The organism is Pseudomonas sp. P7779, from assembly GCF_013386315.1.
In the GTDB taxonomy this organism is placed as follows: Bacteria; Pseudomonadota; Gammaproteobacteria; order Pseudomonadales; family Pseudomonadaceae; genus Aquipseudomonas.
This window is the reverse complement of the sequence record NZ_JACARZ010000019.1, coordinates 74,824-94,164: the sequence shown is the minus strand read 5'-3', so window position 1 is coordinate 94,164 and position 19,341 is coordinate 74,824. Positions and strand designations below refer to the sequence as shown.

Sequence of the window (19,341 nt, the reverse complement as noted above, 5' to 3'; positions counted from 1 at the left end):
ATGACTGACCTCATCACCCGCGTAGAACAGCTGGAAACCCGCTTCGCCCTCGAGCGCCTGATCAGTGAGTACGCCCACGCCTTCGACTCCCGCGACGAAACGCTGCTGCGCAGCATCTGGCACGACGACGCACGGCTGGACCTCGGTGCCGCGTTCGGCTGCCATGACGGCGTCGCCGCGATCATAGCTTCCGCCCACCTCAACTGGGCAGCCATGCCGCATATGCATCACTGGATGGCCAACCCGCTGATCGACATCAGCGGCGATACCGCCAGCGCGAGGGTTGCGGTGGATTGCCTGTGCACCCATAACGAACTGGGGCAGGTGCAGATCAGCGGTCTTTATCACGATCGGTTCGAACGCCGGCAAGGGCAATGGGCGTTCAGCGAGCGGCGCTTTGAGCTGCATTTCCTGACACCACTGGCCGCCTGGAAGCCGGTGGCAGGGCTGGAGGCGTAGATCCATGCTCGACAAGGGTGGCGTGTTTGGCCGATTATTCGTGTCCGCCAAACGCCACCCGCCTTGAAGCAGGAGCCTTGTACCTTGAGTTCGCAGAAAACCGTGACCGTTACACCGCCCAACTTTCCTCTGAACGGCAAGGTAGCGCCCCCCGGCTCCAAATCCATTACCAACCGTGCCCTGCTGCTGGCGGCCCTGGCCAAGGGCACCAGCCGCCTGAGCGGCGCGTTGAAAAGCGATGACACCCGCCACATGTCGGTGGCCCTGCGGCAGATGGGCGTGGTGATCGATGAACCCGACGACACCACGTTCGTCGTCACCAGCGTAGGCAAGCTGCAATTGCCGGCGCGGCCGTTGTTTCTCGGCAACGCCGGCACCGCGATGCGCTTTCTCACCGCCGCCGTGGCCACCGTACAAGGCACCGTGGTGCTGGATGGCGACGCCTACATGCAAAAACGCCCGATCGGCCCGCTGCTGGCGACCCTCGGCCAGAATGGCATCCAGGTCGACAGCCCTACCGGTTGCCCACCCGTGACCGTCCATGGCACTGGCCGCGTGCAAGCCAAGCGTTTCGAGATCGACGGCGGCCTGTCGAGCCAGTACGTGTCGGCGCTGCTGATGCTGGCGGCGTGCGGCGAAGCCCCGATTGAAGTAGCACTGACCGGCAAGGACATCGGCGCCCGTGGCTATGTCGACCTGACCCTGGACTGCATGCGCGCCTTCGGTGCCCAGGTAGACATCGTCGATGAAAGCACCTGGCGCGTGGCCCCGACCGGCTACACCGCCCACGACTACCTGATCGAGCCTGATGCTTCCGCCGCCACCTATTTGTGGGCTGCCGAAGTGTTGACCGGCGGCCGCATCGACCTCGGTGTCGCCCCGCAGGATTTCACCCAGCCCGACGCCAAGGCCCAGGCAGTGATCGCGCAATTTCCGCAGATGCAACCGGTGGTTGTCGGTTCGCAGATGCAGGACGCAATCCCCACCCTCGCCGTGCTCGCCGCGTTCAACAACACGCCGGTGCGCTTCACGGAACTGGCCAACCTGCGGGTCAAGGAATGTGACCGGGTGCAGGCCCTGCATGACGGCCTGAATGAAATCCGTCCGGGCCTGGCGACCATTGAAGGTGATGACTTGCTGGTAGCCAGCGATCCGGCCTTGGCGGGTACCACCTGCAACGCGCTGATCGACACCCACGCCGACCACCGCATCGCCATGTGCTTTGCCTTGGCGGGCTTGAAGGTCTCGGGGATCAGGATCCAGGACCCGGACTGCGTCGCCAAGACCTATCCTGAGTACTGGAAAGAGCTGGAAAGCCTTGGGGTCCATCTGACCTGGTAAGCCGCCGGCGCCGGTAACGGGAGGGAGACTGCATGACGATTCGCCAACCCTGCCCACCCGGCGTCTGCGACTGCAATCGTGAGCAACTGCTCGACCTTCCCGGCGCCGATGCGCGCATCCTGCAACTGACCCGCCAGGAAGAAAAACGCCTGCTCGAACGCCTCGAAAACCTGCAAAGCCTGCCCGACCTTGAGCGCATGCAACAGCTGATGTACCAGCAACTGGGCATTCGCGTGCATATCGCGCCGGGTCATACGGAAGTGAAGACGATGCGCGGGATTCAGATCGTTATCGATGACTTGCCGGGGTTGTGTCGCAAGACCCGGCAGTCGATTCCGGCAGCGATTCGCAAGGGCATGGAGAAACGGCCGGAGATTGCGTATCGGTTGCTGGATGCTCATGACTTGTTTCGCGAGGGTTGAGGGCCGCCTTCCATTTGCGGCGATTTTCTCGCTTGAGCCTGCGTGCCGTTTTGTATTCGAGGCGAGCCTGGGCCATCTCCTGAGTACGCGGGGGCCGAAAGCCGGCTTTGTAGCGCTTGCGTTCATGACGAAGCAGGACGAGTTCTGCGCGCATTTGGCGGTGGCGGTGGGTATTGAGCAGGTAGAGGCTTAGCAGCGGGAACAGCAGCCCCGTTGTGTAGATAAAAACATGGGGCTGATAGCTGTAGGTGAACAGCACAATGAAAAAGCTCATCACACAACTGCCTGCCAGTATCCAGACGCCCCAGGCGCGACCTCGGAGGATAAGAAAGTTGCCCGCTGACAAGATAATGGAAGCGATGCCCACATCCAGTCCCGTGTAACTACGATAAGCAGGCACGCCTCGCATGTAGGTACTACCCATCGACGACCCCGCTACCGCAAGAGCAAAAAGCGCAAACATAAAAGCACTGATGAAAACAGGGAAATAGTGAGCCATAAAAGCTCTAGGGGAATTTCTCAGCTCCATTATTCAAACTCTTCATATAGGCCGATGGCCAGTGTCCGGATATTCCCGGAGACGCCGCTGCCTATGACACTCATGGTTGCACACACTCCTGCCCCCGCAATCGCCGAGTCAGCATCGATCGCGGCAAACAACCGGCCGAGGTCGATACTGCCTTCGATCCGTTCGCGGGTGGTGCGATAGGCAGCTGGAAAACCGTCCTTCAAGACGCTGGAAGTCATTCCTTTACTCCTGGATTCCACGAGAGCGCAAAGAGTAAGACTGAGCCGCCTGAAAGGTTGTCAGAAAGGTCCTCCTTTCCAGACTGACATTTCCCGATCACCTCTCCATACCTTGTGGGCAATCATTCCAATTGGAAAAGTACGCCCGTGCTACTAATTCCCTCTTCCCCCCGCAAACGACCACTCATCCGCCGCCGTCGTCGTAATCACCACCATCACATCCTCAGGGCTCAGCCCAATCGCAGCCTCCAGCCGCTCCACCAACACCTGGTAAAACCGCCGTTTGGTCTCGGTATCACGAGGTTTACCGCCCGTGATCGCGATGAGTACATAGTCGTGGCTGCGCGGGCCGCCCAAATAGTTGGGGTCGATGATCATCTCGCCAATTTCGTGCTGGTGGATCACGTGGAAGCGATCCGCGTCAGGAATCTTGAAGCTCTCAACCAGGGCGTCATGCAATCCCTGTGAAAGCGCTTGCAGATATTCAGGGGATTTCCCGCGATGCAGGGAGATTCGGGCGTAAGGCATGGTGGTTACTCCGCAGGATGGATGGCTGCCAACAGGTTCAGCGCCGACGCCGCTGTCGGCCAGCCGGAGTAAAACGCCAGGTGAGTGATGACTTCACCCAGTTCCTCGACGCTCAAGCCATTGCCAACCGCCCGCTGCAAGTGAAACGGTAGTTGCTCTAGACGGTACATCGCCACCAGTGCCGCCACGGTGATCAGGCTGCGCTCCCTGGGCGACAGGCCCTCGCGCTCCCAGATATCGGCGAACAGCACGTCGCGGGTCAGCTCGGTAAATTTGTTGCTCATGGACGCTCGCTCCGACAATTCAGTTGACGGGCAAAAACTAGCAAGCCAGGATCATTCCGAATATCAGATTTAATAGCATCCACCATCCCGTTTTAATGGGCCATTCAATGCGCCGCCCCACCTTCGACCTTGATGTACTGCGCACCTTCGTCACCGGCGTCGAGCTGAACAGTTTTGCCAAGGCGGCGGATCGCCTGGGCCGTTCGACTTCAGCCGTCAGCGCGCAATTAAAGAAACTCGAAGAACAGGTCGGCACGCCGGTGCTGAGCAAATCCGGGCGCGGGCTGGTGCTGACGCCGGTGGGTGAAGCGCTGCTCGGCCACGCCAGGCGGTTGCTGGACCTCAATGACACTGTCTTCAGCAGCCTTAACGAAACCCAAACCGCAGGCACTTTGCGCCTCGGTTTGCAGGAGGATTTCGGCGAGCATGTGCTCAGTGACATCCTGCGGCGCTTCGCCAGGCTTTATCCGATGATCAGCCTTGAAGTGCGGATAGGCCGCAATGCCGAGCTGTTGACCCTGATCGACAGCACAAGCCTGGACCTGGCGCTGACCTGGGAAACCGGTCAGACATCGTCCTGCCGCACCCGCCTGGGGCAAACCCCCATGCACTGGATCGGGCCCCGGGACAAACCCCAACTACCGCGCGCCGATGACGCGCCGCTGCCGCTGGTGATGTTCGAGGCACCCTGCGTATTGCGCAGCGCCGCCACCGAAGCCCTGGACCGCGCCGGCATTGCCTGGCGCATTGCCTTGACCAGCCCCAGCGTGGGTGGGATCTGGGCGGCGGTCGATGCCGGATTGGGTGTGACCTTGCGCACCCGTATCGGTTTGCCTGCGCACCTATGTGTACTCGACGGTCTGCCGCCGGTGCCGTCCCTTGGCTATGAATTGCATTGCAGCCATCCAGCGCCAGGCGCTGCGGTCGCACAGCTGGCAGCGCTCATACAGAGCAGCCTGGTTTAGGCGGTTTCGCAGGGTTGCAGGGTGACGAACAGTTGTCGCCCCAACTTCGTCGCCGTCTCCAGATGCTGTTCGGCAGCGCCGCTTTCCGAGTCCAGCAGCAGCTCGGATGTCAGCACTTTCGCACCGCAGTAATCAAAGATCCCATGGTCGATTTGCGTGCGCATGGCGTCGGCATAGCCGTGGCGTTCAAACACCCCTTCGTCCGCCCCGCCAACGCCCAGTAAGTGCACCTGCAAGTGGCCGAGTTTTTTCACCACCTTCGTCTCAAGGCTGTAGTCGATCGCCCAACCGTTGACGAATACCCGGTCGATCCAGCCCTTGAGCAAGGCCGGCATCGACCACCAGAAGATCGGGTACACCAGCACCAAGGCGTCGGCGCGGTCGAGTCGGGCCTGTTCGGCCAGTACGTCGGCCGGCGGCGTGGCGCGGGTGCGGTGCACTTTATGGTCGGCGGCGTTGTAACGCGGGTCGAAACCTTCAGCGGCGAGGTCGGCGATTTCAAAGGTGTGGCCGGCGGCGGTTATGCCGGCAGCCGCCTGTTTGGCGAGGCTGTGGGTCAGGGAGTGTGAGTCGTGGTGAGCAACAACGATCAGCGCGTGCATGGCAATGACTCCTTCGGGGGGTAGCGATGAGCAGGCAAATTGAGTAGGCTTGAGCTAAGTTACCGTTGGTAAGTTACTTTTGGTATATAAGCATGTCAAGCGATCAATCCCCTGCCCCTCGCCGTCGCCTGTCCCGGGATGACCGGCTACGCCAGTTGCTCGACGTGGCCTGGCAACTGGTGCGAGAAGAAGGCACCGATGCCCTGACCCTCGGGCATCTGGCCGAGTTGGCCGGCGTTACAAAGCCGGTGGTGTATGATCATTTCGGCGATCGCGCGGGGCTGTTGGCCGCGCTGTATGAAGATTTCGACGCCCGTCAGAACCAGGTATTTGCCGCCGCAATCGAGGCCAGCGAACCCACCCTGGACGACCGCGCCTGGGTGATCGCCTCGTGCTACGTCGATTGTGTGTTGCTACAAGGGCGGGAAATTCCGGGAGTGATTGCGGCCCTGGCCGGCAGCCCGGAACTGGAGACCATCAAGCGTGAGTACGACGCAATTTTCCTTGGCAAGTGTCGCGATGCCCTCTCCCCCTTTGCCGTGGACGGTGTGATTGGCCAGCCCGGTTTACGCGCAATGCTGGGCGCGGCGGACGCCTTGTCCCATGCTGCGGCCAGCGGGGAGATCAGCCCGCTGGAGGCGCAAGAGGAGCTGTTTGCGAGCATCAAGTCGATGGTGAGTCGAGGAGCGCGTTAGCCCAGCCTTGCGTGCACGAACATCCGAGCCTTGTGGGTCATCTGGTCGAAGTGACGATCACGCTGTTTTTCGGCATCGACCATCGCCCGCTTGCCGTGCTTTTGCAGGAGGTAGGTGTGGATCTGCCGCACCTCCAGCGAGCTGTAGATCGACGCCACATCCAGCAACCCCATCAAGCCGTCAGTGCTGTAGTCGCGGGTGTTCATCAACACCTGGGTACCGCGCACACCGCGCAGTTGAAAGCCCATGGACTCGAACGCCGGGACCTTCTCCACTGCGCAGGTCAGTTCGGCATGGGGGTAGCGGGCAAGCATGTCCTGCATCATCGCCCGCGCCACGCCTTTGCGCCGATGGCTGGCGTGCACCGCCATGTAAGCCACGCCGCACGCCTCGGGATCGTCCTTCACCGGCAGGTACAGCAGGAAGCCGATCACCTGCTCCTGCGCGTCCAGCGCGACGATCAATTCCACCGCAATGCCCTTGGACCCGCCCAGCGCTTCCAGGTACAGGTGCACCTCGTAGCCGATGGCGTACTGGTAGACGTTGTACAGCAGGTTGCTTGGCGGGATGGCGACCATGCTGATGTCCGTCAGGTAGTCGACCACCATCTGCAGGATCTGCGCGTTGATCGGCTCGGGGCATGGGGTTTCGTAATGGGTAAGGCTGAACATTTGAATTCCTGGTGTTTCATTTTAAGGCCCGGCGGATTGTACCTGCTGAAGGGCCGCCGTGGACCCGCAAGCACCCATTGTGGCGAGGGAGCAAGCTCCCTCGCCACAGGGGGGCTGGATGTCCGGGCTCGGCTCATTGCGCACATACCTCCCGCAGGCAACCGCGCAGCCAGCGATGGGCCAGGTCGGCGTCCAGGCGCGGGTGCCAGAGCATCGATACAGTGAAGTCCGGGAACACGAACGGCAGCGCAAAGCGGTAGAGGTCGCTGTGCAGGTTGGCGGTATGCCGCTCCGGCACGCTGGCGATCAGGTCGGTGCTGCGGGCCAGGGCCAGGGCGGTCGAGAAGCCGGCGACGATGGTCACCACGTCCCGGGTCAGCCCGAGCGCTTCAAGAGCTTGATGGATCTGGCCCTGATCACGGCCGCGCCGGGACACGTAGATGTGCTGGCCTTCGGCGAAGCGCTGCAGCGTGACTTCGCCCTGGCTGAGCGGATGGCCCTTGCGCACCACGCCGATAAACCGGTCGCGGAACAGCGCCTGGGTCAGCACCTCGGGGCTGGCGCTGCTGTCGACCACGCCGGTTTCCAGGTCGACACTGCCATCGCGCAGCGGCGTGCTGCCTTTGTCCGGCTTGTGCACGAAGCGCAACCGCACGCCAGGCGCTTCCCGGGCGATCCGCGTCAACAGCGCCGGGCCGAAGTTTTCAACAAATCCGTCGCTGGTGCGCAAGGTGAAGGTGCGTACCAGCTGGCTCACATCCAGCGTCGCAGCGGGTCGCAACACCGCTTCGGCGTCCTGCACCAACTGGCTGACCTGTTCGCGCAACGCCAAAGCGCGCGGCGTAGGTACCAGGCCGCGGCCGGCACGGACCAATAACGGATCGCCGGTGGTTTCCCGCAGTCGCGCCAGCGCCCGGCTCATCGCCGACGGGCTCAGGCGCAAGCGTTGAGCGGCACGGGCGACGCTGCCTTCGGCGAGCAACACATCCAGGGTGACCAGCAGATTGAAATCAGGTGTCGACACGGCAAACCTCATAGGGCGTTTGGCGCACGTATAAAGTGCAAATGCTGCGCCTTCCGCCATGTTAGGTGACGGCGTAGATTTCTGACAGCGGTCAAACCCTGGAGCCTCTTGATGAAATCATCTGCACCCCGTGGCGCTCTCGTCGCCCTGTCACTATCCATGTTGCTGGCGTCCTTGGGCACCAGCATCGCCAACGTCGGCCTGCCGAGCCTGGTGCAGGCGTTTGATGCATCGTTCCAGGCGGCGCAGTGGGTGGTGCTCGCCTACTTGCTGGCGATTACCGCGGTGATCGTCAGCGTCGGGCGACTGGGCGACCTGATGGGCCGCAGCCGCCTGCTCTTGGCCGGGTTGTTGCTTTTCACCGTTGCCTCGGCCCTGTGCGGCATGGCTCCGTCCCTCGGGCTGTTGATTGCGGCCCGCGCCCTGCAAGGCCTGGGCGCGGCGATCATGATGGCGATGACCATGGCGCTGGTGGGCGAGACCGTGGCCAAGGAACGCACCGGCCGCGCCATGGGGTTGCTGGGCACGATGTCGGCCATGGGTACCGCGCTGGGGCCAAGCCTTGGCGGGGTGTTGATCGCGGGGTTTGGCTGGCGCGCGCTGTTTTTCATCACCGTGCCGCTGGGTTTGCTGACATTTGCCCTCGCCCGGCGCTATCTGCGCGTCGACCGCCATGGGCTACGGCCCGCGCAATCCGGGTTCAGTTTCTTGTCGACTTTACGGGATTCAACGCTAAGCGCTGGCCTGGCCATGAGCGCGCTGGTATCGGCGGTGATGATGGCGACCTTGGCGGTCGGGCCCTTCTACCTGACCCACGGTGCAGGCCTCGACCCTGCCTGGATGGGCCTGACAATGGCAGTCGGGCCCTGCGTTTCGGCATTGACGGGCATCCCTGCGGGACGTTTGACCGACCGTTTCGGCTGCGGCCCGATGACCATCGCCGGGCTGCTGGCGATGCTGGCGGGGTGCCTGCTGCTCTCCCTGGCGCCGCTGAACCTTGGGGTTGCCGGGTACGTCGCCCCGCTGATCATCCTCACCCTCGGCTACGCCCAGTTTCAAGCCGCCAACAACACCGCCGTGATGAGCGACGTACTGGCAGACCGCCGTGGCGTAGTCGCCGGCTTGCTCAACCTGTCACGCAATGTGGGGCTGATCGCGGGCGCCTCGGCATTGGGTGCTGTCTTTGCGCACGTTTCAGGTGACCTCTCCACAGCCACTCCCGCCGATGTGGGAAGTGGGATGCAAGCCACGTTCGGCGTGGCATTGGCACTGATTGGTGTAGGTCTTTTCCTGGCCCTACGCGCCCGGTTCCGCGTAACACCTGTCTTGACAAGGTAAAATCGTAACGACTATTGTCTGACAACCTGATTACCAAGGTTTTCCCATGCTTGAGCTCCAGCGCCCTGATTCGCTCGTTATGCGCGTTGTCAGCGCCATTCGTGCAGAAATCGATTCCGGCCAACTGGCGCCCGAAGCGCGCCTGCCCACCGAACAGCAACTGGCTGAACAACTCAATGTCAGCCGTTCGGTGGTGCGCGAAGCGATTGCCCAGCTCAAGGCCGATGGCGTACTGACTGCGCGGCGTGGCCTGGGCTCATTTATCTCGCAAACCCCGGCCGGCACCGTGTTCCGCTTCCCGGAAAAAAACGGTCGCCGCCCGGACCTGGCGCAAATGTTCGAAGTGCGCCTGTGGATCGAAACCCAGGCCGCCTCGATTGCCGCCCAACGCCGCGACGCCGCCGACCTGCAGCGCATGAAGACCGCCCTGCAGGAAATGCACGACAAGCGCGCCGACTTCGACGCCGCCGCCCTGGCCGATGTGGAATTCCATCGCGCCATCGCCGAGGCCAGCAAGAACGACTATTTCGTGGCCTTCCATGACTTCCTCAGAAGCCAACTGGCCAGCGCCCGCAAGACCGCCTGGGAAAACTCCGCCACCCGCTTTGTCAGCGGCTCGGCCGATGCCACCCAGGAACACACCGCGCTCTACCAGGCCATCGTCGACGGTGATGCCCAAGGCGCCGCCGCCTGTGCCGAGGCTCACTTGCGCGCCGCAGCAAGGCGCCTGCATCTGGAACTGCCCGCTATCAATTGACCGATCCGAACCCGTTTAAAGCGTGCCGATGGCGCGCTGTTTTTTTAACAAAAACATTAGTCTGACAACCTGATAAGCAGACTGAAATGCGTAGGTACCCAAAACAATGATTTATGACTTTTGCATCATCGGCGGCGGCATCGTCGGTTTGGCCACCGCGATGGAGTTGCTCAAGCGCCAGCCCAACGCCTCGCTGGTGATCCTGGAGAAGGAAAGCCTGTTGGCCAAACACCAGACCGGCCATAACAGCGGCGTGATCCATGCCGGCATCTACTACGCGCCGGGCAGCCTCAAGGCCGACTTGTGCAAACGTGGCGCCGAAGCCACGAAGCAGTTCTGCACCGAGCACGGGATCAAGTTCGAGGTGTGCGGCAAGTTGCTGGTGGCCTCGACTGATCTGGAAGTACAACGGATGGAAGCGCTGTACGCCCGCTCGCAGCTCAACGGCATGAAAGTCGAACGCCTGGACGCCGACCAGTTGCGCCAGCGCGAACCGAACATCGTCGGGCTGGGCGGGCTGTTTCTCGACGCCACCGGCATTGTCGATTACCGCGAAGTCTGCGAAACCATGGCCCGGGTAATTCGTCGCGCCGGCGGGGAAATCTGCCTGGAACGCACCGTCACTGCGATCGTCGAGGACACCGACAAAGTCACCGTCAGCACCCGGGGCGAAAGCTGGCAGGCCAGGCATCTGGTGGTGTGTGCAGGTTTGCAATCGGACCGCCTGGCCGTGATGGCCGGCGTCAAGATCGACCACCAGATCATCCCGTTCCGTGGCGAATACTTCCGCTTGCCGGAATCGAAGAACACCATCGTCAACCACCTGATCTACCCGATTCCCGACCCGGAGCTGCCCTTCCTCGGCGTGCACCTGACCCGCATGATCGACGGCAGCGTCACCGTTGGCCCGAATGCCGTACTCGGCCTGGGTCGCGAGAACTACCGCAAATTCTCGGTGAACTGGCGCGACGTGGCGCAGTACGCGAGCTTCCCGGGCTTCTGGAAAACCATCTGGCAGAACCTCGGTTCGGGCAGCGTCGAGATGAAGAACTCGCTGTTCAAGTCCGGCTACCTGGAGCAGTGCCGCAAGTACTGCCCATCGCTCAACATCGAAGACCTGCTGCCTTATGAAGCCGGCATCCGCGCCCAGGCCGTGATGCGCGACGGCACCCTGGTGCACGACTTCCTGTTCGCCCAGACCCCGCGAATGCTCCACGTGTGCAATGCGCCCTCACCCGCTGCCACCTCCGCGATTCCCATCGGTTCGATGATCGCCGACCGCATGTTCAAGCCCCACTGACGCACCGCACCACGCCTCACTTTGACAATAAATATAATGACTCATAAGGAAGTACAGAATGACGGCTACAGCCCGCACCCCGGACGTTGAAACCCCCGAGCAAACCAGGAAACGCCTGCGCAAAGTCGCGGCCGCGACGATCTTCGGTTCGATGCTGGAGTGGTATGACTTTTACCTGTACGCCACCATGGCGGCGATTGTGTTCTCGAAGATTTTCTTCGATAACAGCGACCCGAAAGCCGCTACGCTGATGGCGTTTTCCACCTTTGCCATCGGCTTCATCGCGCGCCCGTTCGGCGGCATTCTGTTTGGCTACCTGGGCGACAAGTTCGGGCGTAAACAAGTGCTGGTGCTGACCTTCTGCATGATGGGCGTGTGCACCACACTGATCGGGCTGATCCCCAGCTACGCCTCCATCGGCATCTGGGCGCCGATCGTGCTGGTGTTTATCCGCATCATCCAGGGCCTGGGGGCCGGTGCCGAACTGTCCGGCGCGGCGGTTACCTCCTACGAGCACGCCTCAGAAGGCAAGCGCGGCAGCCAGGGTGCATGGCCGGCGCTCGGGCTGAACCTGGGCTTGCTGCTGTCGTCGCTGACCGTGTACCTGCTGACCATCAACGGCAATGAATTCCTGCTGGCCGGCGGCTGGCGGATTCCGTTCATTTGCAGCATCGCGCTGGTGGGTGTGGGCCTGTGGGTGCGCAACAGCATCCCGGAAACCCCGGAATTCAAGGAACTGAGCAAGGAAACCGCAAAGGCCAAGGCGTCGCCGCTCAAGGCGCTGTTCAAGAACGACCTCAAGGGCCTGGCCGTGGTGTTCTTCGTGGCGATTGGCTACAACGCGTTGAGCTACATCTTCAAGACCTTTTCCCTGGCTTACCTCACCCAGTTCAAGGGTGTCGATGTGCACGTCACGTCGCTGTCGGTGACCATTGCCAGCCTGATCGCCATCGTCGCCGTGCCATGCTTCGGCTGGTTGTGCGACAAGTGGAGCAGCAAGACCGTGCTGATGCTCGGCGGCCTGCTGTCGCTGCTGTTTGCCTACCCGTTCCTTGCGCTGCTCAATACCGGTGAAAGCCTGATGATCTACGTCGCCATTGGCGTGGGCACCGGCATCCTCGCGCCGATGATGTTTGCGCCGCAGGGTTCGTTCCTGAGCCGCCAGTTCCCGACCCAGACCCGCTCCTCGGGCTTTGGCACCGGGCGAGAAATCGGCACCGCGATCGCAGGTGGCCTGGCGCCATTAGGGGCGTTGTCGATGGTGGCGGCGTCGGCCACTCACTCCACTGATGGCGTTGTGATAATCCTCGCGATCTCGTCCCTGCTGGTGGTGGTGTTCGCCTTGTGCGATCAGGGCCGTAAACACTCGGCATTCAAGAACTGAGGCAAAAAGTTCGGACCAACGGGTGCATGGATGCCCCTTCATCGCGCATCATGGGCACTTTCAAGCTCAAGGGAAACGTCCATGCGCGTTCTGTCATTGATGATGGGTCTTACGACGCTGGCCGCCAGTCTGGTGTTTACCGCCCAGGCGCAGGCGGGTGAAGAAAGCCTGTTGGTCGACTCGATCAATCAATACCGCAGCCAGGTCCAGCGCTGCGGCAACCAGGGTTCCCAGGAATTGCCACCGCTGGCCAGCGACACGCGGCTGGTGTTGCCGGTCAACAGTGTCGGCGACTTGCAGCAGGCGCTGGCGAGGGCGGCGTACCCGATGGTCAACGTCCAGGCCATCAGCCTGTCCGGGCCCAGGAACGCCGAAGCCGCGATGAAAGCCGTGCGCGAAAGTTTTTGCCGGGTGGTGCTCGACCCGCAGTTCATTGATATCGGCGTGAGCAACAGCGGCCAGGACTGGCGCATCGTGCTGGCCCGCCCGCTGCTGACCAGCGGCCTGGGCGAGACCCAGACCGAAGGCAAGAAGGTGCTCGACCTGATCAACACCGCCCGCCAGCAACCACGCCAATGTGGCGCCCAGGCCTTTGCCGCCACCACACCCCTGAGCTGGAACGAAGCACTCGCCAACGCCGCCGCCGGCCACGCGCGCAACATGGCCAACGGCAACTTCTTCGATCACCTGGACCACGATGGCCGCACCCCGGGTGACCGGGCTGAACTGGCAGGCTACATCGGCCAGCAGATCGGCGAGAACATCGCCGCCGGCATGGACACCCCACGCAAGGTGGTCGACGGCTGGCTGGCCAGCCCCGGGCACTGTGCCAACCTGATGAACCCGCAGTTCCGCGAAATGGGCGCCGCCTACGCCATGGACCCGAAAAGTGATGCCGGCATCTACTGGACCGGTTTGTTTGGCGTGCAGCAGCAATAACGGTTTGTATCCCAACGTATCTTCCCGGCGAGGCGACACACTGCGAGGTGCAGGGCCCCGGCGATGACACATTGCGGATACGCCGGCGCGGTTTCCTGTGCACACCGGCCCACCCCGGGCCACTTGCGAGGAAACCGTCATGTCCCAGAACAGCACCGTGCTCTACACCGGCAAAACCCACACCACCGGCGGGCGTGAAGGCGCGTCCCACAGCGATGACCTGCACCTGGACATCAAGCTGTCGCCGCCCGGCTCCAAGGCGCCCGGCACCAACCCCGAGCAACTGTTTGGTGCCGGCTGGTCCGCCTGCTTTATCGGCGCAATGGGCAAAGCCGCACAAACCCTTCACATCCGCCTGCCCGCCGACACGGCAGTGAGTGCCGAAGTGGACCTGGTGAACAGCCCGGAAGATGGCTATTACCTACAGGCGCGCCTGCGGGTCAGCCTGCCGGGTATCGAACACTCGGCGGCGCAGGCACTGGTGGACCGTGCCCACCAGACGTGCCCGTATTCCAAGGCCACCCGCGGCAATATCGCGGTAACGATTACGGTGGCCTGAAGGGAGCTCAGCGAAGCATTATCCGGCCGAGAAATTAAAGTGCCATCTAGTGGATAATCCCGCTGAACTGGCTGAGTCCCGGGATGTCTGTAGCTTGGCATCCCTACCTCAGCGAACCGTGGCAAGAAGGCGTTCACCGAATGACAAACTGGCTGCAAGGCGGCGGCGAAATGGCCGAACGGGTCCGGCATCACGACTGGGCCAATACGCCATTGGGGCCTTTGGAACACTGGCCGGACGTACTGAAGACCACCGTCGCCCTGTGCCTTGCCTCCAGTTTCCCCCAGGCGATCGTCTGGGGGCCTGCGCTGATCACGCTTTACAACGACGGGTTTATCCCGATTCTCGGCGACAAGCCTGATGCCCTCGGGCGGCCATTCAACGAGATCTGGCAGGAAGCCTGGCCCGAGATCAGTCCGATCGCGGATGCCGCCTTCGCAGGTGAAGCCACCTTTATCGAAAACTTCCCGCTGACGATCGAACGCGGCGGCGCGCCGGAGCAGGCGTACTTCACCTTCTGCTACAGCCCGATCCGCGACGTACAGGGCAAGGTGGTCGGCATGCTCGACACCGTGACCGAAACCACCGCCACCGTGGTTTTGTCCCAGCGCCTGGCCGAGCTGAATGCAAGCCTGGAGCAGCGCGTCACCGAAAGGACCACCCTGCTGACCCAGACCGAAGCCGCCTTGCGTCAATCGCAAAAGCTTGAAGCCATCGGCCAGTTGACCGGTGGCGTGGCCCACGACTTCAACAACCTGCTGACCATCATTCGCTCATCCGTCGACTTCCTGCGGATGCCGAGCCTGTCCGAAGAGCGTCGCCAGCGCTACATGAGCGCGGTCACCGACACCGTGGACCGGGCCGGCAAATTGACCAGCCAGTTGCTCGCATTTGCCCGGCGCCAGCCGCTGAACCCGGAAGTGTTCGATGCAGGCCTGCGGGTGAAAAACATCGGCGAGATGCTCGAGACGGTGACTGGCGCGCGGATTCATGTGCACGTCGAACTGCCCGGGCAGCCATGCTACATCCGCGCCGACTCCAGCCAGTTTGAAACCGCCCTGATCAACATCGCCCTCAACGCCCGGGACGCGATGAACGGCCAGGGCAGCTTGACCCTGCGATTGGACGCCGATCAAGCACTGCCGAGCATCCGTGGTGACGCCGGTTCACGCCAGGCGTTCATCGCCATTTCACTCACCGACACCGGCGGCGGGATTCCCGGGGAGACGTTCGAGCGCATCTTCGAACCCTTCTTCACCACCAAGGAAGTCGGCAAGGGCACCGGCCTGGGACTGTCCCAGGTGTTCGGCTTCGCCAAGCAATCGGGCGGCAACGTCGATGTGGCCAGCCAGGTCGGCCAGGGCACGGTGTTTACCCTGTACTTGCCGCAAGTGGTACCTGAAGAGAGCTTCCAACGAGACACCCCGGACACCTGCGGGCTGATCACCGAATGCGCCCAGCGCCATATCCTGGTGGTGGAAGACAACCTGGAAGTGGGCCGCTTTGCCAATCAGATCCTCCAGGACCTCGGCTACCAGACCACCTGGGCAACCAATGCCGAACAGGCGCTGGAACTGGCCGGCGCAGACGCGTTGGGGTTCGATGCAGTGTTTTCAGATGTGGTGATGCCCGGCATCACCGGGGTGGCCCTGGCCAGGGAACTGCGACGCCGCCGGCCCGGCCTGCCGGTGGTACTGACCTCGGGCTACAGCGAGGAGCTGGCGGAAAGCGGCTATGAAGGCCTGGTGTTCCTGCCCAAGCCCTACTCGGCCGACCAGGTCTCACAGGTGCTGGCCAAGGCGCTGCTCAAGGGCTGAGGCCTATTCCGCGACGGCCACCTGGTTACGCCCGAGGGCCTTGGCGCGGTACAGCGCCTTGTCTGCGGTGTTCATCAGGCCGTGCAGGTCCTGGTCCACCGCGCGGGCCCAGGCCACGCCGAGGCTGGCGGTCAACCCCTGGACCGGCTCGCTGGTCAGCCCGGCGATGGCCTTGATCAACTGCTCGGCGATGTCCCGCCCGGTCTCCAGCGACGTATCCGGCAGCAGCACCGCAAACTCCTCGCCCCCCAGCCGCCCATACACATCGGCCTGGCGAAACGACGCGCTGATCACCCCGCCGATCTGACGCAGCACCTGGTCCCCGGCCTGGTGCCCGTAGGTGTCATTGATGTCCTTGAAGTGGTCCATGTCCATCATCAGCGCGCACAACGGCTGCTGGTTATGCCGGCACTGTTCGTAGAGCAACTGCGCGTGCTCGAAAAACGCCCGGCGGTTCATCAGGCCGGTGAGTTCGTCGGTTTGTGCGGCGCGGGTGGAGATGTTGTGGGCACGCTCCATTTGCCGGGTCAGGCGAAAGGCTTTTTCCAGGGCATCCGACAGCTTGCGCGTGGCGCCACCGACAAACGAAGAGAACACCAGCACCGCCAGGGCCATGCCGACTTGCATCGACGACGGTTGAAACAGCAGCCACAGGGTGCACGGCAGCAGTACCAGGCCCATGGAGACCAGGGTCATGTAGCGATAGGCCGAATAACACGAGACTGCGCTGACCGACATGCCCACGGTGAACAACATCACCAGGGCCTGGGACAGGCGGTCGTCGGTGGGCATCAGGACGAATGCGCCGATGCCCCAGACCCCGGCCGACAACATCAACGTTACCCAATAGCGCCGCTCCCAGCGCGCGGGGGTGCGTTCACTGTTGGGGCAGCGAAACCAGTCCATGAACATCCACACCCGCAGCAACGACGTCCCCGCCAATACCACCAGCCAGACCAGCATTACCCGGTGATCAAAACGTTCCCAGCACAGCCAGCACAGCATGGCGGCCGCCATATAACTGCCGAACACTGCAGAGAATGACTGGCGAAACAGCTGGTGCAATCGATCTGTTCGTACCTGCTCCTCGATGAAGCAATCCTGGTCCTGCCCACGCCCAAGGCCATTCATTTGGTCCGCCTGATCTTACTGCCGCGACAAAGTGCCATTGTGGCATCCTGCCAGTAGCCCTAACAACTGAATCAAGCGTGCTAGAGCGCCGAAAGCAGGATAAATATAGGTGAACACCTTCTCGCTCGCTCCAAGGATCAGAGTCCACCCATGAATACCCACCCGATTACCACCGAACGCCTGATTCTCAGGCCCGCAGCGGCCGATGATGTGGCCAGTGTATTTGCCATTTATGGCGATCCCGAGACCAACCGCTACAACCCGGCCGGCCCGTTGACGGACCTGGGCCAAGCCGAGGCCGCCCTGGCTCGCTGGCTGCTGCACTGGGCAGAACATGGTTTCGGCCAATGGGCGATTGCCACACAAGAGGCGCCGGACCGCGTGATCGGCTTTGGTGGCATCACCTTGTACCCCTACAACGACGTTGAGCGGATCAACCTGGGCTACCGCTTTGCGGTCAGCGCCTGGGGCCAGGGCTTTGCAACCGAGATTGCCAGGGCGGCGTTGCAGTTTGCCTTTGTCGAACTGGACCAGCCGCAGGTGTACGGCGTGGTGCGTCCGGCGCATACAGCGTCGATCAAGGTGCTGGAGAAAATCGGCATGCAGTACATCGATGAGCTGGACGATGTACCCGGTCAGGCGCCGAGCCTGGTGTATGTGGCCCGGCGGGCCCTCTGACCTTTGTATCGCAGTGTGTCCAAACACCGCTGCGATACAAAACCTTTAACCCAACCGCTTTCTCGAAACAGACGGGATACACAACTACGTTCAACTGTGAGCCAGGCACACCACCCGCCGCCGGAGACTCACCATGCACACACAGTTGAACACCCCACCCCGCCGCCTGATGGGCGCGTCGCTGCTGGCCTTTGCGCTGTTGCAGTTCGGTGCCCTCGGCGTCGCCAGTGCACAGGACGCGCAAGCACCTGCGGCTGCCAGCGCAACTGCCCACAGCGCGCTCGGCCCGTTGAAGCATGTGAAAGCCGGCTTGCTGGATGTGGCCTACGCCGAAGTCGGCCCGGCCGATGGCCCGGTGGTGATCCTGCTGCATGGCTGGCCCTACGACATTGACAGCTACTCCGAGGTAGCGCCGCTGCTGGCCGCCCAGGGCTACCGGGTGCTGGTGCCTTACGCCCGCGGCTATGGCGATACCCATTTCCTGTCGGCAAAGACCCTGCGCAACGGCCAGCCGGCCGCCCTCGCCGTCGACCTGATCGACTTCATGGACGCGCTGAAGATCAAGCAGGCCGTGCTCGGCGGCTATGACTGGGGTGCGCGCACCGCCGACATCGTCTCGGCGTTGTGGCCTGAGCGGGTCAAGGCGCTGGTATCGGTCAGCGGCTACCTGATCGGCAACCAGGCCGCGGGCAAGAACCCATTGCCGCCCAAGGCCGAGTTGCAATGGTGGTACCAGTTCTACTTCGCCACCGATCGCGGCGCCGCCGGCTATGCGAAAAACACCCACGACTTTGCCAAGTTGATCTGGCAGATCGCCTCGCCAAAATGGGCATTCGACGACGCCACCTTCGACCGCAGCGCCAAGGGCCTGGACAACCCCGACCACGTCGCCGTATCGATCTTCAACTACCGCTGGCGCCTGGGGCTGGTGCAGGGCGAGAAAAAATACGCTGCGCTGGAACAGAAACTGGCCACTGCACCCTCCATCAACGTACCCACCATCACCATGGAAGGCGACGCCAACGGCGCGCCGCACCCGGCCGCAGAGGACTATGCCAAACGCTTTACCGGCAAATACGAATACCGGCTGATCACCGGCGGCATCGGCCACAACCTGCCGCAGGAAGCACCGCAAGCCTTTGCCAAGGCTGTGATCGATGCGGACCACCTGTGATGAAGCGCCTGCATCTTGCTGCACTCGTCGCTGCAACAGCTGCCGTGGTGGCCACCGCTACCGGGTTCGCCTTTGGCGGCCCGGCTACCAGCGAGCCTTCGCCGATCTACGGCGTGACCATTCCCGACGGCTACCGTCAATGGGAGCTGATCGCGCCGGCCCAGGAAGCCGACCCGCTGAATGAACTGCGGGTGGTGCTGGGCAATAAAGTGGCGCTCAAGGCGTACCGCGACGGCACGCTGCCCTTCCCCGACGGCACTGTGCTGGCGAAACTGGCCTGGAAGCACGTGCAATCGCCCGAGTTCAAGACCGCGTCGATTCCCGGCGCGGCGACCACCGTGCAGTTCATGGTCAAGGACTCGAAGAAATACGCAGCGACCGGAGGCTGGGGCTTTGGACGGTTCATCAATGGCAAGCCGGTGGACCAGGCGCAGCATGAGACCTGCTTTGCCTGCCATCAGGCGCTGGTGAAGAACCACGATTATGTGTTCACCCGGCTGGCGCCTTAGCGCAATAGCCCTTTTCA

At 62.4% G+C, this 19,341-nt stretch carries 22 protein-coding genes; 15 read left to right on the top strand and 7 right to left on the bottom strand.

The features are described from left to right. The 3 genes from HX869_RS07130 to HX869_RS07120 all read left to right on the top strand — a co-directional run bounded on the left by HX869_RS07130 (position 1) and on the right by HX869_RS07120 (position 2,222). Positions 1 to 459, top strand: a complete 459-nt coding sequence (locus HX869_RS07130; protein ID WP_003215242.1) for a nuclear transport factor 2 family protein — start codon at positions 1 to 3, stop codon at positions 457 to 459. An 84-nt stretch (positions 460 to 543) separates the two neighbouring features. Continuing rightward, complete coding sequence (aroA, locus tag HX869_RS07125; protein WP_178902922.1) at positions 544 to 1,800, top strand: 3-phosphoshikimate 1-carboxyvinyltransferase; 1,257 nt, start codon at positions 544 to 546, stop codon at positions 1,798 to 1,800. Positions 1,801 to 1,832: 32 nt separating this feature from the next. After that, complete coding sequence (locus tag HX869_RS07120) at positions 1,833 to 2,222, top strand: hypothetical protein (RefSeq protein WP_178902921.1); 390 nt, start codon at positions 1,833 to 1,835, stop codon at positions 2,220 to 2,222. Positions 2,223 to 2,750: 528 nt separating this feature from the next. Here the strand turns inward: HX869_RS07120 and HX869_RS07115 are convergent. The 3 genes from HX869_RS07115 to HX869_RS07105 all read right to left on the bottom strand — a co-directional run bounded on the left by HX869_RS07115 (position 2,751) and on the right by HX869_RS07105 (position 3,781). Further along, entirely contained in the window at positions 2,751 to 2,969 is a 219-nt protein-coding gene (locus tag HX869_RS07115) for a hypothetical protein (RefSeq protein ID WP_177042216.1), read from the bottom strand. Between the two features lie 153 nt (positions 2,970 to 3,122). Further along, a complete protein-coding gene (locus tag HX869_RS07110) occupies positions 3,123 to 3,497 on the bottom strand; it encodes a tautomerase family protein (protein WP_008436392.1) in 375 nt (124 codons plus the stop codon). A gap of 5 nt (positions 3,498 to 3,502) precedes the next feature. Further along, positions 3,503 to 3,781 carry a carboxymuconolactone decarboxylase family protein gene (locus HX869_RS07105; RefSeq protein ID WP_008436391.1) on the bottom strand — a complete coding sequence of 93 codons (279 nt, stop codon included), beginning with the start codon at positions 3,779 to 3,781 and terminating at the stop codon, positions 3,503 to 3,505. Positions 3,782 to 3,888: 107 nt separating this feature from the next. On the opposite strand from HX869_RS07105, the gene HX869_RS07100 reads away from it, so the two are divergent. After that, positions 3,889 to 4,746 carry a LysR substrate-binding domain-containing protein gene (locus HX869_RS07100; protein ID WP_178902920.1) on the top strand — a complete coding sequence of 286 codons (858 nt, stop codon included), beginning with the start codon at positions 3,889 to 3,891 and terminating at the stop codon, positions 4,744 to 4,746. On the opposite strand, the gene HX869_RS07095 is transcribed toward HX869_RS07100, so the two are convergent. Next, entirely contained in the window at positions 4,743 to 5,348 is a 606-nt protein-coding gene (locus HX869_RS07095) for an NAD(P)H-dependent oxidoreductase (RefSeq protein WP_177019814.1), read from the bottom strand. The genes HX869_RS07100 and HX869_RS07095 overlap by 4 nt on opposite strands. A 92-nt stretch (positions 5,349 to 5,440) precedes the next feature. Between HX869_RS07095 and HX869_RS07090 the strand changes: the two genes are divergently transcribed. After that, positions 5,441 to 6,043 carry a TetR/AcrR family transcriptional regulator gene (locus HX869_RS07090; RefSeq protein WP_003215225.1) on the top strand — a complete coding sequence of 201 codons (603 nt, stop codon included), beginning with the start codon at positions 5,441 to 5,443 and terminating at the stop codon, positions 6,041 to 6,043. On the opposite strand, the gene HX869_RS07085 is transcribed toward HX869_RS07090, so the two are convergent. Further along, positions 6,040 to 6,714 (bottom strand): GNAT family N-acetyltransferase, encoded by a 675-nt coding sequence (locus tag HX869_RS07085; RefSeq protein WP_003215223.1) that lies wholly within the window; start codon positions 6,712 to 6,714, stop codon positions 6,040 to 6,042. The two genes, HX869_RS07090 and HX869_RS07085, sit on opposite strands and share 4 nt — an antisense overlap. Positions 6,715 to 6,847: 133 nt before the next feature. Beyond that, positions 6,848 to 7,738, bottom strand: a complete 891-nt coding sequence (locus HX869_RS07080) for a LysR family transcriptional regulator (protein ID WP_178902919.1) — start codon at positions 7,736 to 7,738, stop codon at positions 6,848 to 6,850. 111 nt (positions 7,739 to 7,849) lie between these two features. Here HX869_RS07080 and HX869_RS07075 point away from each other — a divergent pair, with 111 nt between their 5' ends. The 7 genes from HX869_RS07075 to HX869_RS07045 all read left to right on the top strand — a co-directional run bounded on the left by HX869_RS07075 (position 7,850) and on the right by HX869_RS07045 (position 15,832). Next, a complete protein-coding gene (locus HX869_RS07075) occupies positions 7,850 to 9,076 on the top strand; it encodes an MFS transporter (RefSeq protein ID WP_178902918.1) in 1,227 nt (408 codons plus the stop codon). 46 nt (positions 9,077 to 9,122) lie between these two features. After that, positions 9,123 to 9,833 (top strand): FadR/GntR family transcriptional regulator, encoded by a 711-nt coding sequence (locus HX869_RS07070; RefSeq protein WP_008436372.1) that lies wholly within the window; start codon positions 9,123 to 9,125, stop codon positions 9,831 to 9,833. A gap of 106 nt (positions 9,834 to 9,939) precedes the next feature. Next, the gene (gene lhgO / locus HX869_RS07065) at positions 9,940 to 11,133 is read left to right on the top strand and encodes an L-2-hydroxyglutarate oxidase (protein WP_003215216.1); all 1,194 of its coding nucleotides are present in this window, start codon (positions 9,940 to 9,942) and stop codon (positions 11,131 to 11,133) included. Positions 11,134 to 11,191: 58 nt separating this feature from the next. After that, a complete protein-coding gene (locus tag HX869_RS07060; RefSeq protein WP_008436370.1) occupies positions 11,192 to 12,517 on the top strand; it encodes an MFS transporter in 1,326 nt (441 codons plus the stop codon). Positions 12,518 to 12,598: 81 nt separating this feature from the next. Continuing rightward, the gene (locus tag HX869_RS07055) at positions 12,599 to 13,456 is read left to right on the top strand and encodes a CAP domain-containing protein (protein ID WP_003215212.1); all 858 of its coding nucleotides are present in this window, start codon (positions 12,599 to 12,601) and stop codon (positions 13,454 to 13,456) included. Positions 13,457 to 13,595: 139 nt separating this feature from the next. Next, on the top strand, positions 13,596 to 14,015 hold the full coding sequence (locus HX869_RS07050; protein WP_177042206.1) for an organic hydroperoxide resistance protein: 420 nt from the start codon (positions 13,596 to 13,598) through the stop codon (positions 14,013 to 14,015). A gap of 140 nt (positions 14,016 to 14,155) precedes the next feature. Further along, the gene (locus HX869_RS07045; RefSeq protein WP_178902917.1) at positions 14,156 to 15,832 is read left to right on the top strand and encodes an ATP-binding protein; all 1,677 of its coding nucleotides are present in this window, start codon (positions 14,156 to 14,158) and stop codon (positions 15,830 to 15,832) included. A 3-nt stretch (positions 15,833 to 15,835) separates the two neighbouring features. Here the strand turns inward: HX869_RS07045 and HX869_RS07040 are convergent, their stop codons facing one another. Continuing rightward, the gene (locus HX869_RS07040) at positions 15,836 to 16,963 is read right to left on the bottom strand and encodes a sensor domain-containing diguanylate cyclase (protein WP_102369191.1); all 1,128 of its coding nucleotides are present in this window, start codon (positions 16,961 to 16,963) and stop codon (positions 15,836 to 15,838) included. A 150-nt stretch (positions 16,964 to 17,113) separates the two neighbouring features. Here HX869_RS07040 and HX869_RS07035 point away from each other — a divergent pair, with 150 nt between their 5' ends. The 3 genes from HX869_RS07035 to HX869_RS07025 all read left to right on the top strand — a co-directional run bounded on the left by HX869_RS07035 (position 17,114) and on the right by HX869_RS07025 (position 19,324). Beyond that, on the top strand, positions 17,114 to 17,641 hold the full coding sequence (locus HX869_RS07035; RefSeq protein WP_177009440.1) for a GNAT family N-acetyltransferase: 528 nt from the start codon (positions 17,114 to 17,116) through the stop codon (positions 17,639 to 17,641). A gap of 133 nt (positions 17,642 to 17,774) precedes the next feature. Next, the gene (locus HX869_RS07030; RefSeq protein WP_177080903.1) at positions 17,775 to 18,815 is read left to right on the top strand and encodes an alpha/beta fold hydrolase; all 1,041 of its coding nucleotides are present in this window, start codon (positions 17,775 to 17,777) and stop codon (positions 18,813 to 18,815) included. Beyond that, entirely contained in the window at positions 18,815 to 19,324 is a 510-nt protein-coding gene (locus HX869_RS07025; RefSeq protein ID WP_003215197.1) for a cytochrome P460 family protein, read from the top strand. Before HX869_RS07030 ends, HX869_RS07025 begins: the two co-directional genes overlap by 1 nt. Positions 19,325 to 19,341: the final 17 nt, after the last annotated feature.

What these genes read in the sequence shown, in the direction of transcription:
- HX869_RS07115 (WP_177042216.1), bottom strand. Translation starts at nt 2,969, where the DNA reads ATGACTTCCAGCGTCTTGAAGGACGGTTTTCCAGCTGCCTATCGCACC.
- HX869_RS07085 (WP_003215223.1), bottom strand. Translation starts at nt 6,714, where the DNA reads ATGTTCAGCCTTACCCATTACGAAACCCCATGCCCCGAGCCGATCAAC.
- HX869_RS07050 (WP_177042206.1), top strand. Translation starts at nt 13,596, where the DNA reads ATGTCCCAGAACAGCACCGTGCTCTACACCGGCAAAACCCACACCACC.
- HX869_RS07120 (WP_178902921.1), top strand. Translation starts at nt 1,833, where the DNA reads ATGACGATTCGCCAACCCTGCCCACCCGGCGTCTGCGACTGCAATCGT.
- HX869_RS07110 (WP_008436392.1), bottom strand. Translation starts at nt 3,497, where the DNA reads ATGCCTTACGCCCGAATCTCCCTGCATCGCGGGAAATCCCCTGAATAT.
- HX869_RS07055 (WP_003215212.1), top strand. Translation starts at nt 12,599, where the DNA reads ATGCGCGTTCTGTCATTGATGATGGGTCTTACGACGCTGGCCGCCAGT.
- HX869_RS07105 (WP_008436391.1), bottom strand. Translation starts at nt 3,781, where the DNA reads ATGAGCAACAAATTTACCGAGCTGACCCGCGACGTGCTGTTCGCCGAT.
- HX869_RS07090 (WP_003215225.1), top strand. Translation starts at nt 5,441, where the DNA reads ATGTCAAGCGATCAATCCCCTGCCCCTCGCCGTCGCCTGTCCCGGGAT.
- HX869_RS07045 (WP_178902917.1), top strand. Translation starts at nt 14,156, where the DNA reads ATGACAAACTGGCTGCAAGGCGGCGGCGAAATGGCCGAACGGGTCCGG.
- lhgO (WP_003215216.1), top strand. Translation starts at nt 9,940, where the DNA reads ATGATTTATGACTTTTGCATCATCGGCGGCGGCATCGTCGGTTTGGCC.
- HX869_RS07035 (WP_177009440.1), top strand. Translation starts at nt 17,114, where the DNA reads ATGAATACCCACCCGATTACCACCGAACGCCTGATTCTCAGGCCCGCA.
- HX869_RS07095 (WP_177019814.1), bottom strand. Translation starts at nt 5,348, where the DNA reads ATGCACGCGCTGATCGTTGTTGCTCACCACGACTCACACTCCCTGACC.
- HX869_RS07075 (WP_178902918.1), top strand. Translation starts at nt 7,850, where the DNA reads ATGAAATCATCTGCACCCCGTGGCGCTCTCGTCGCCCTGTCACTATCC.
- HX869_RS07060 (WP_008436370.1), top strand. Translation starts at nt 11,192, where the DNA reads ATGACGGCTACAGCCCGCACCCCGGACGTTGAAACCCCCGAGCAAACC.
- HX869_RS07025 (WP_003215197.1), top strand. Translation starts at nt 18,815, where the DNA reads ATGAAGCGCCTGCATCTTGCTGCACTCGTCGCTGCAACAGCTGCCGTG.
- HX869_RS07030 (WP_177080903.1), top strand. Translation starts at nt 17,775, where the DNA reads ATGCACACACAGTTGAACACCCCACCCCGCCGCCTGATGGGCGCGTCG.
- HX869_RS07100 (WP_178902920.1), top strand. Translation starts at nt 3,889, where the DNA reads ATGCGCCGCCCCACCTTCGACCTTGATGTACTGCGCACCTTCGTCACC.
- HX869_RS07130 (WP_003215242.1), top strand. Translation starts at nt 1, where the DNA reads ATGACTGACCTCATCACCCGCGTAGAACAGCTGGAAACCCGCTTCGCC.
- HX869_RS07070 (WP_008436372.1), top strand. Translation starts at nt 9,123, where the DNA reads ATGCTTGAGCTCCAGCGCCCTGATTCGCTCGTTATGCGCGTTGTCAGC.
- HX869_RS07040 (WP_102369191.1), bottom strand. Translation starts at nt 16,963, where the DNA reads ATGAATGGCCTTGGGCGTGGGCAGGACCAGGATTGCTTCATCGAGGAG.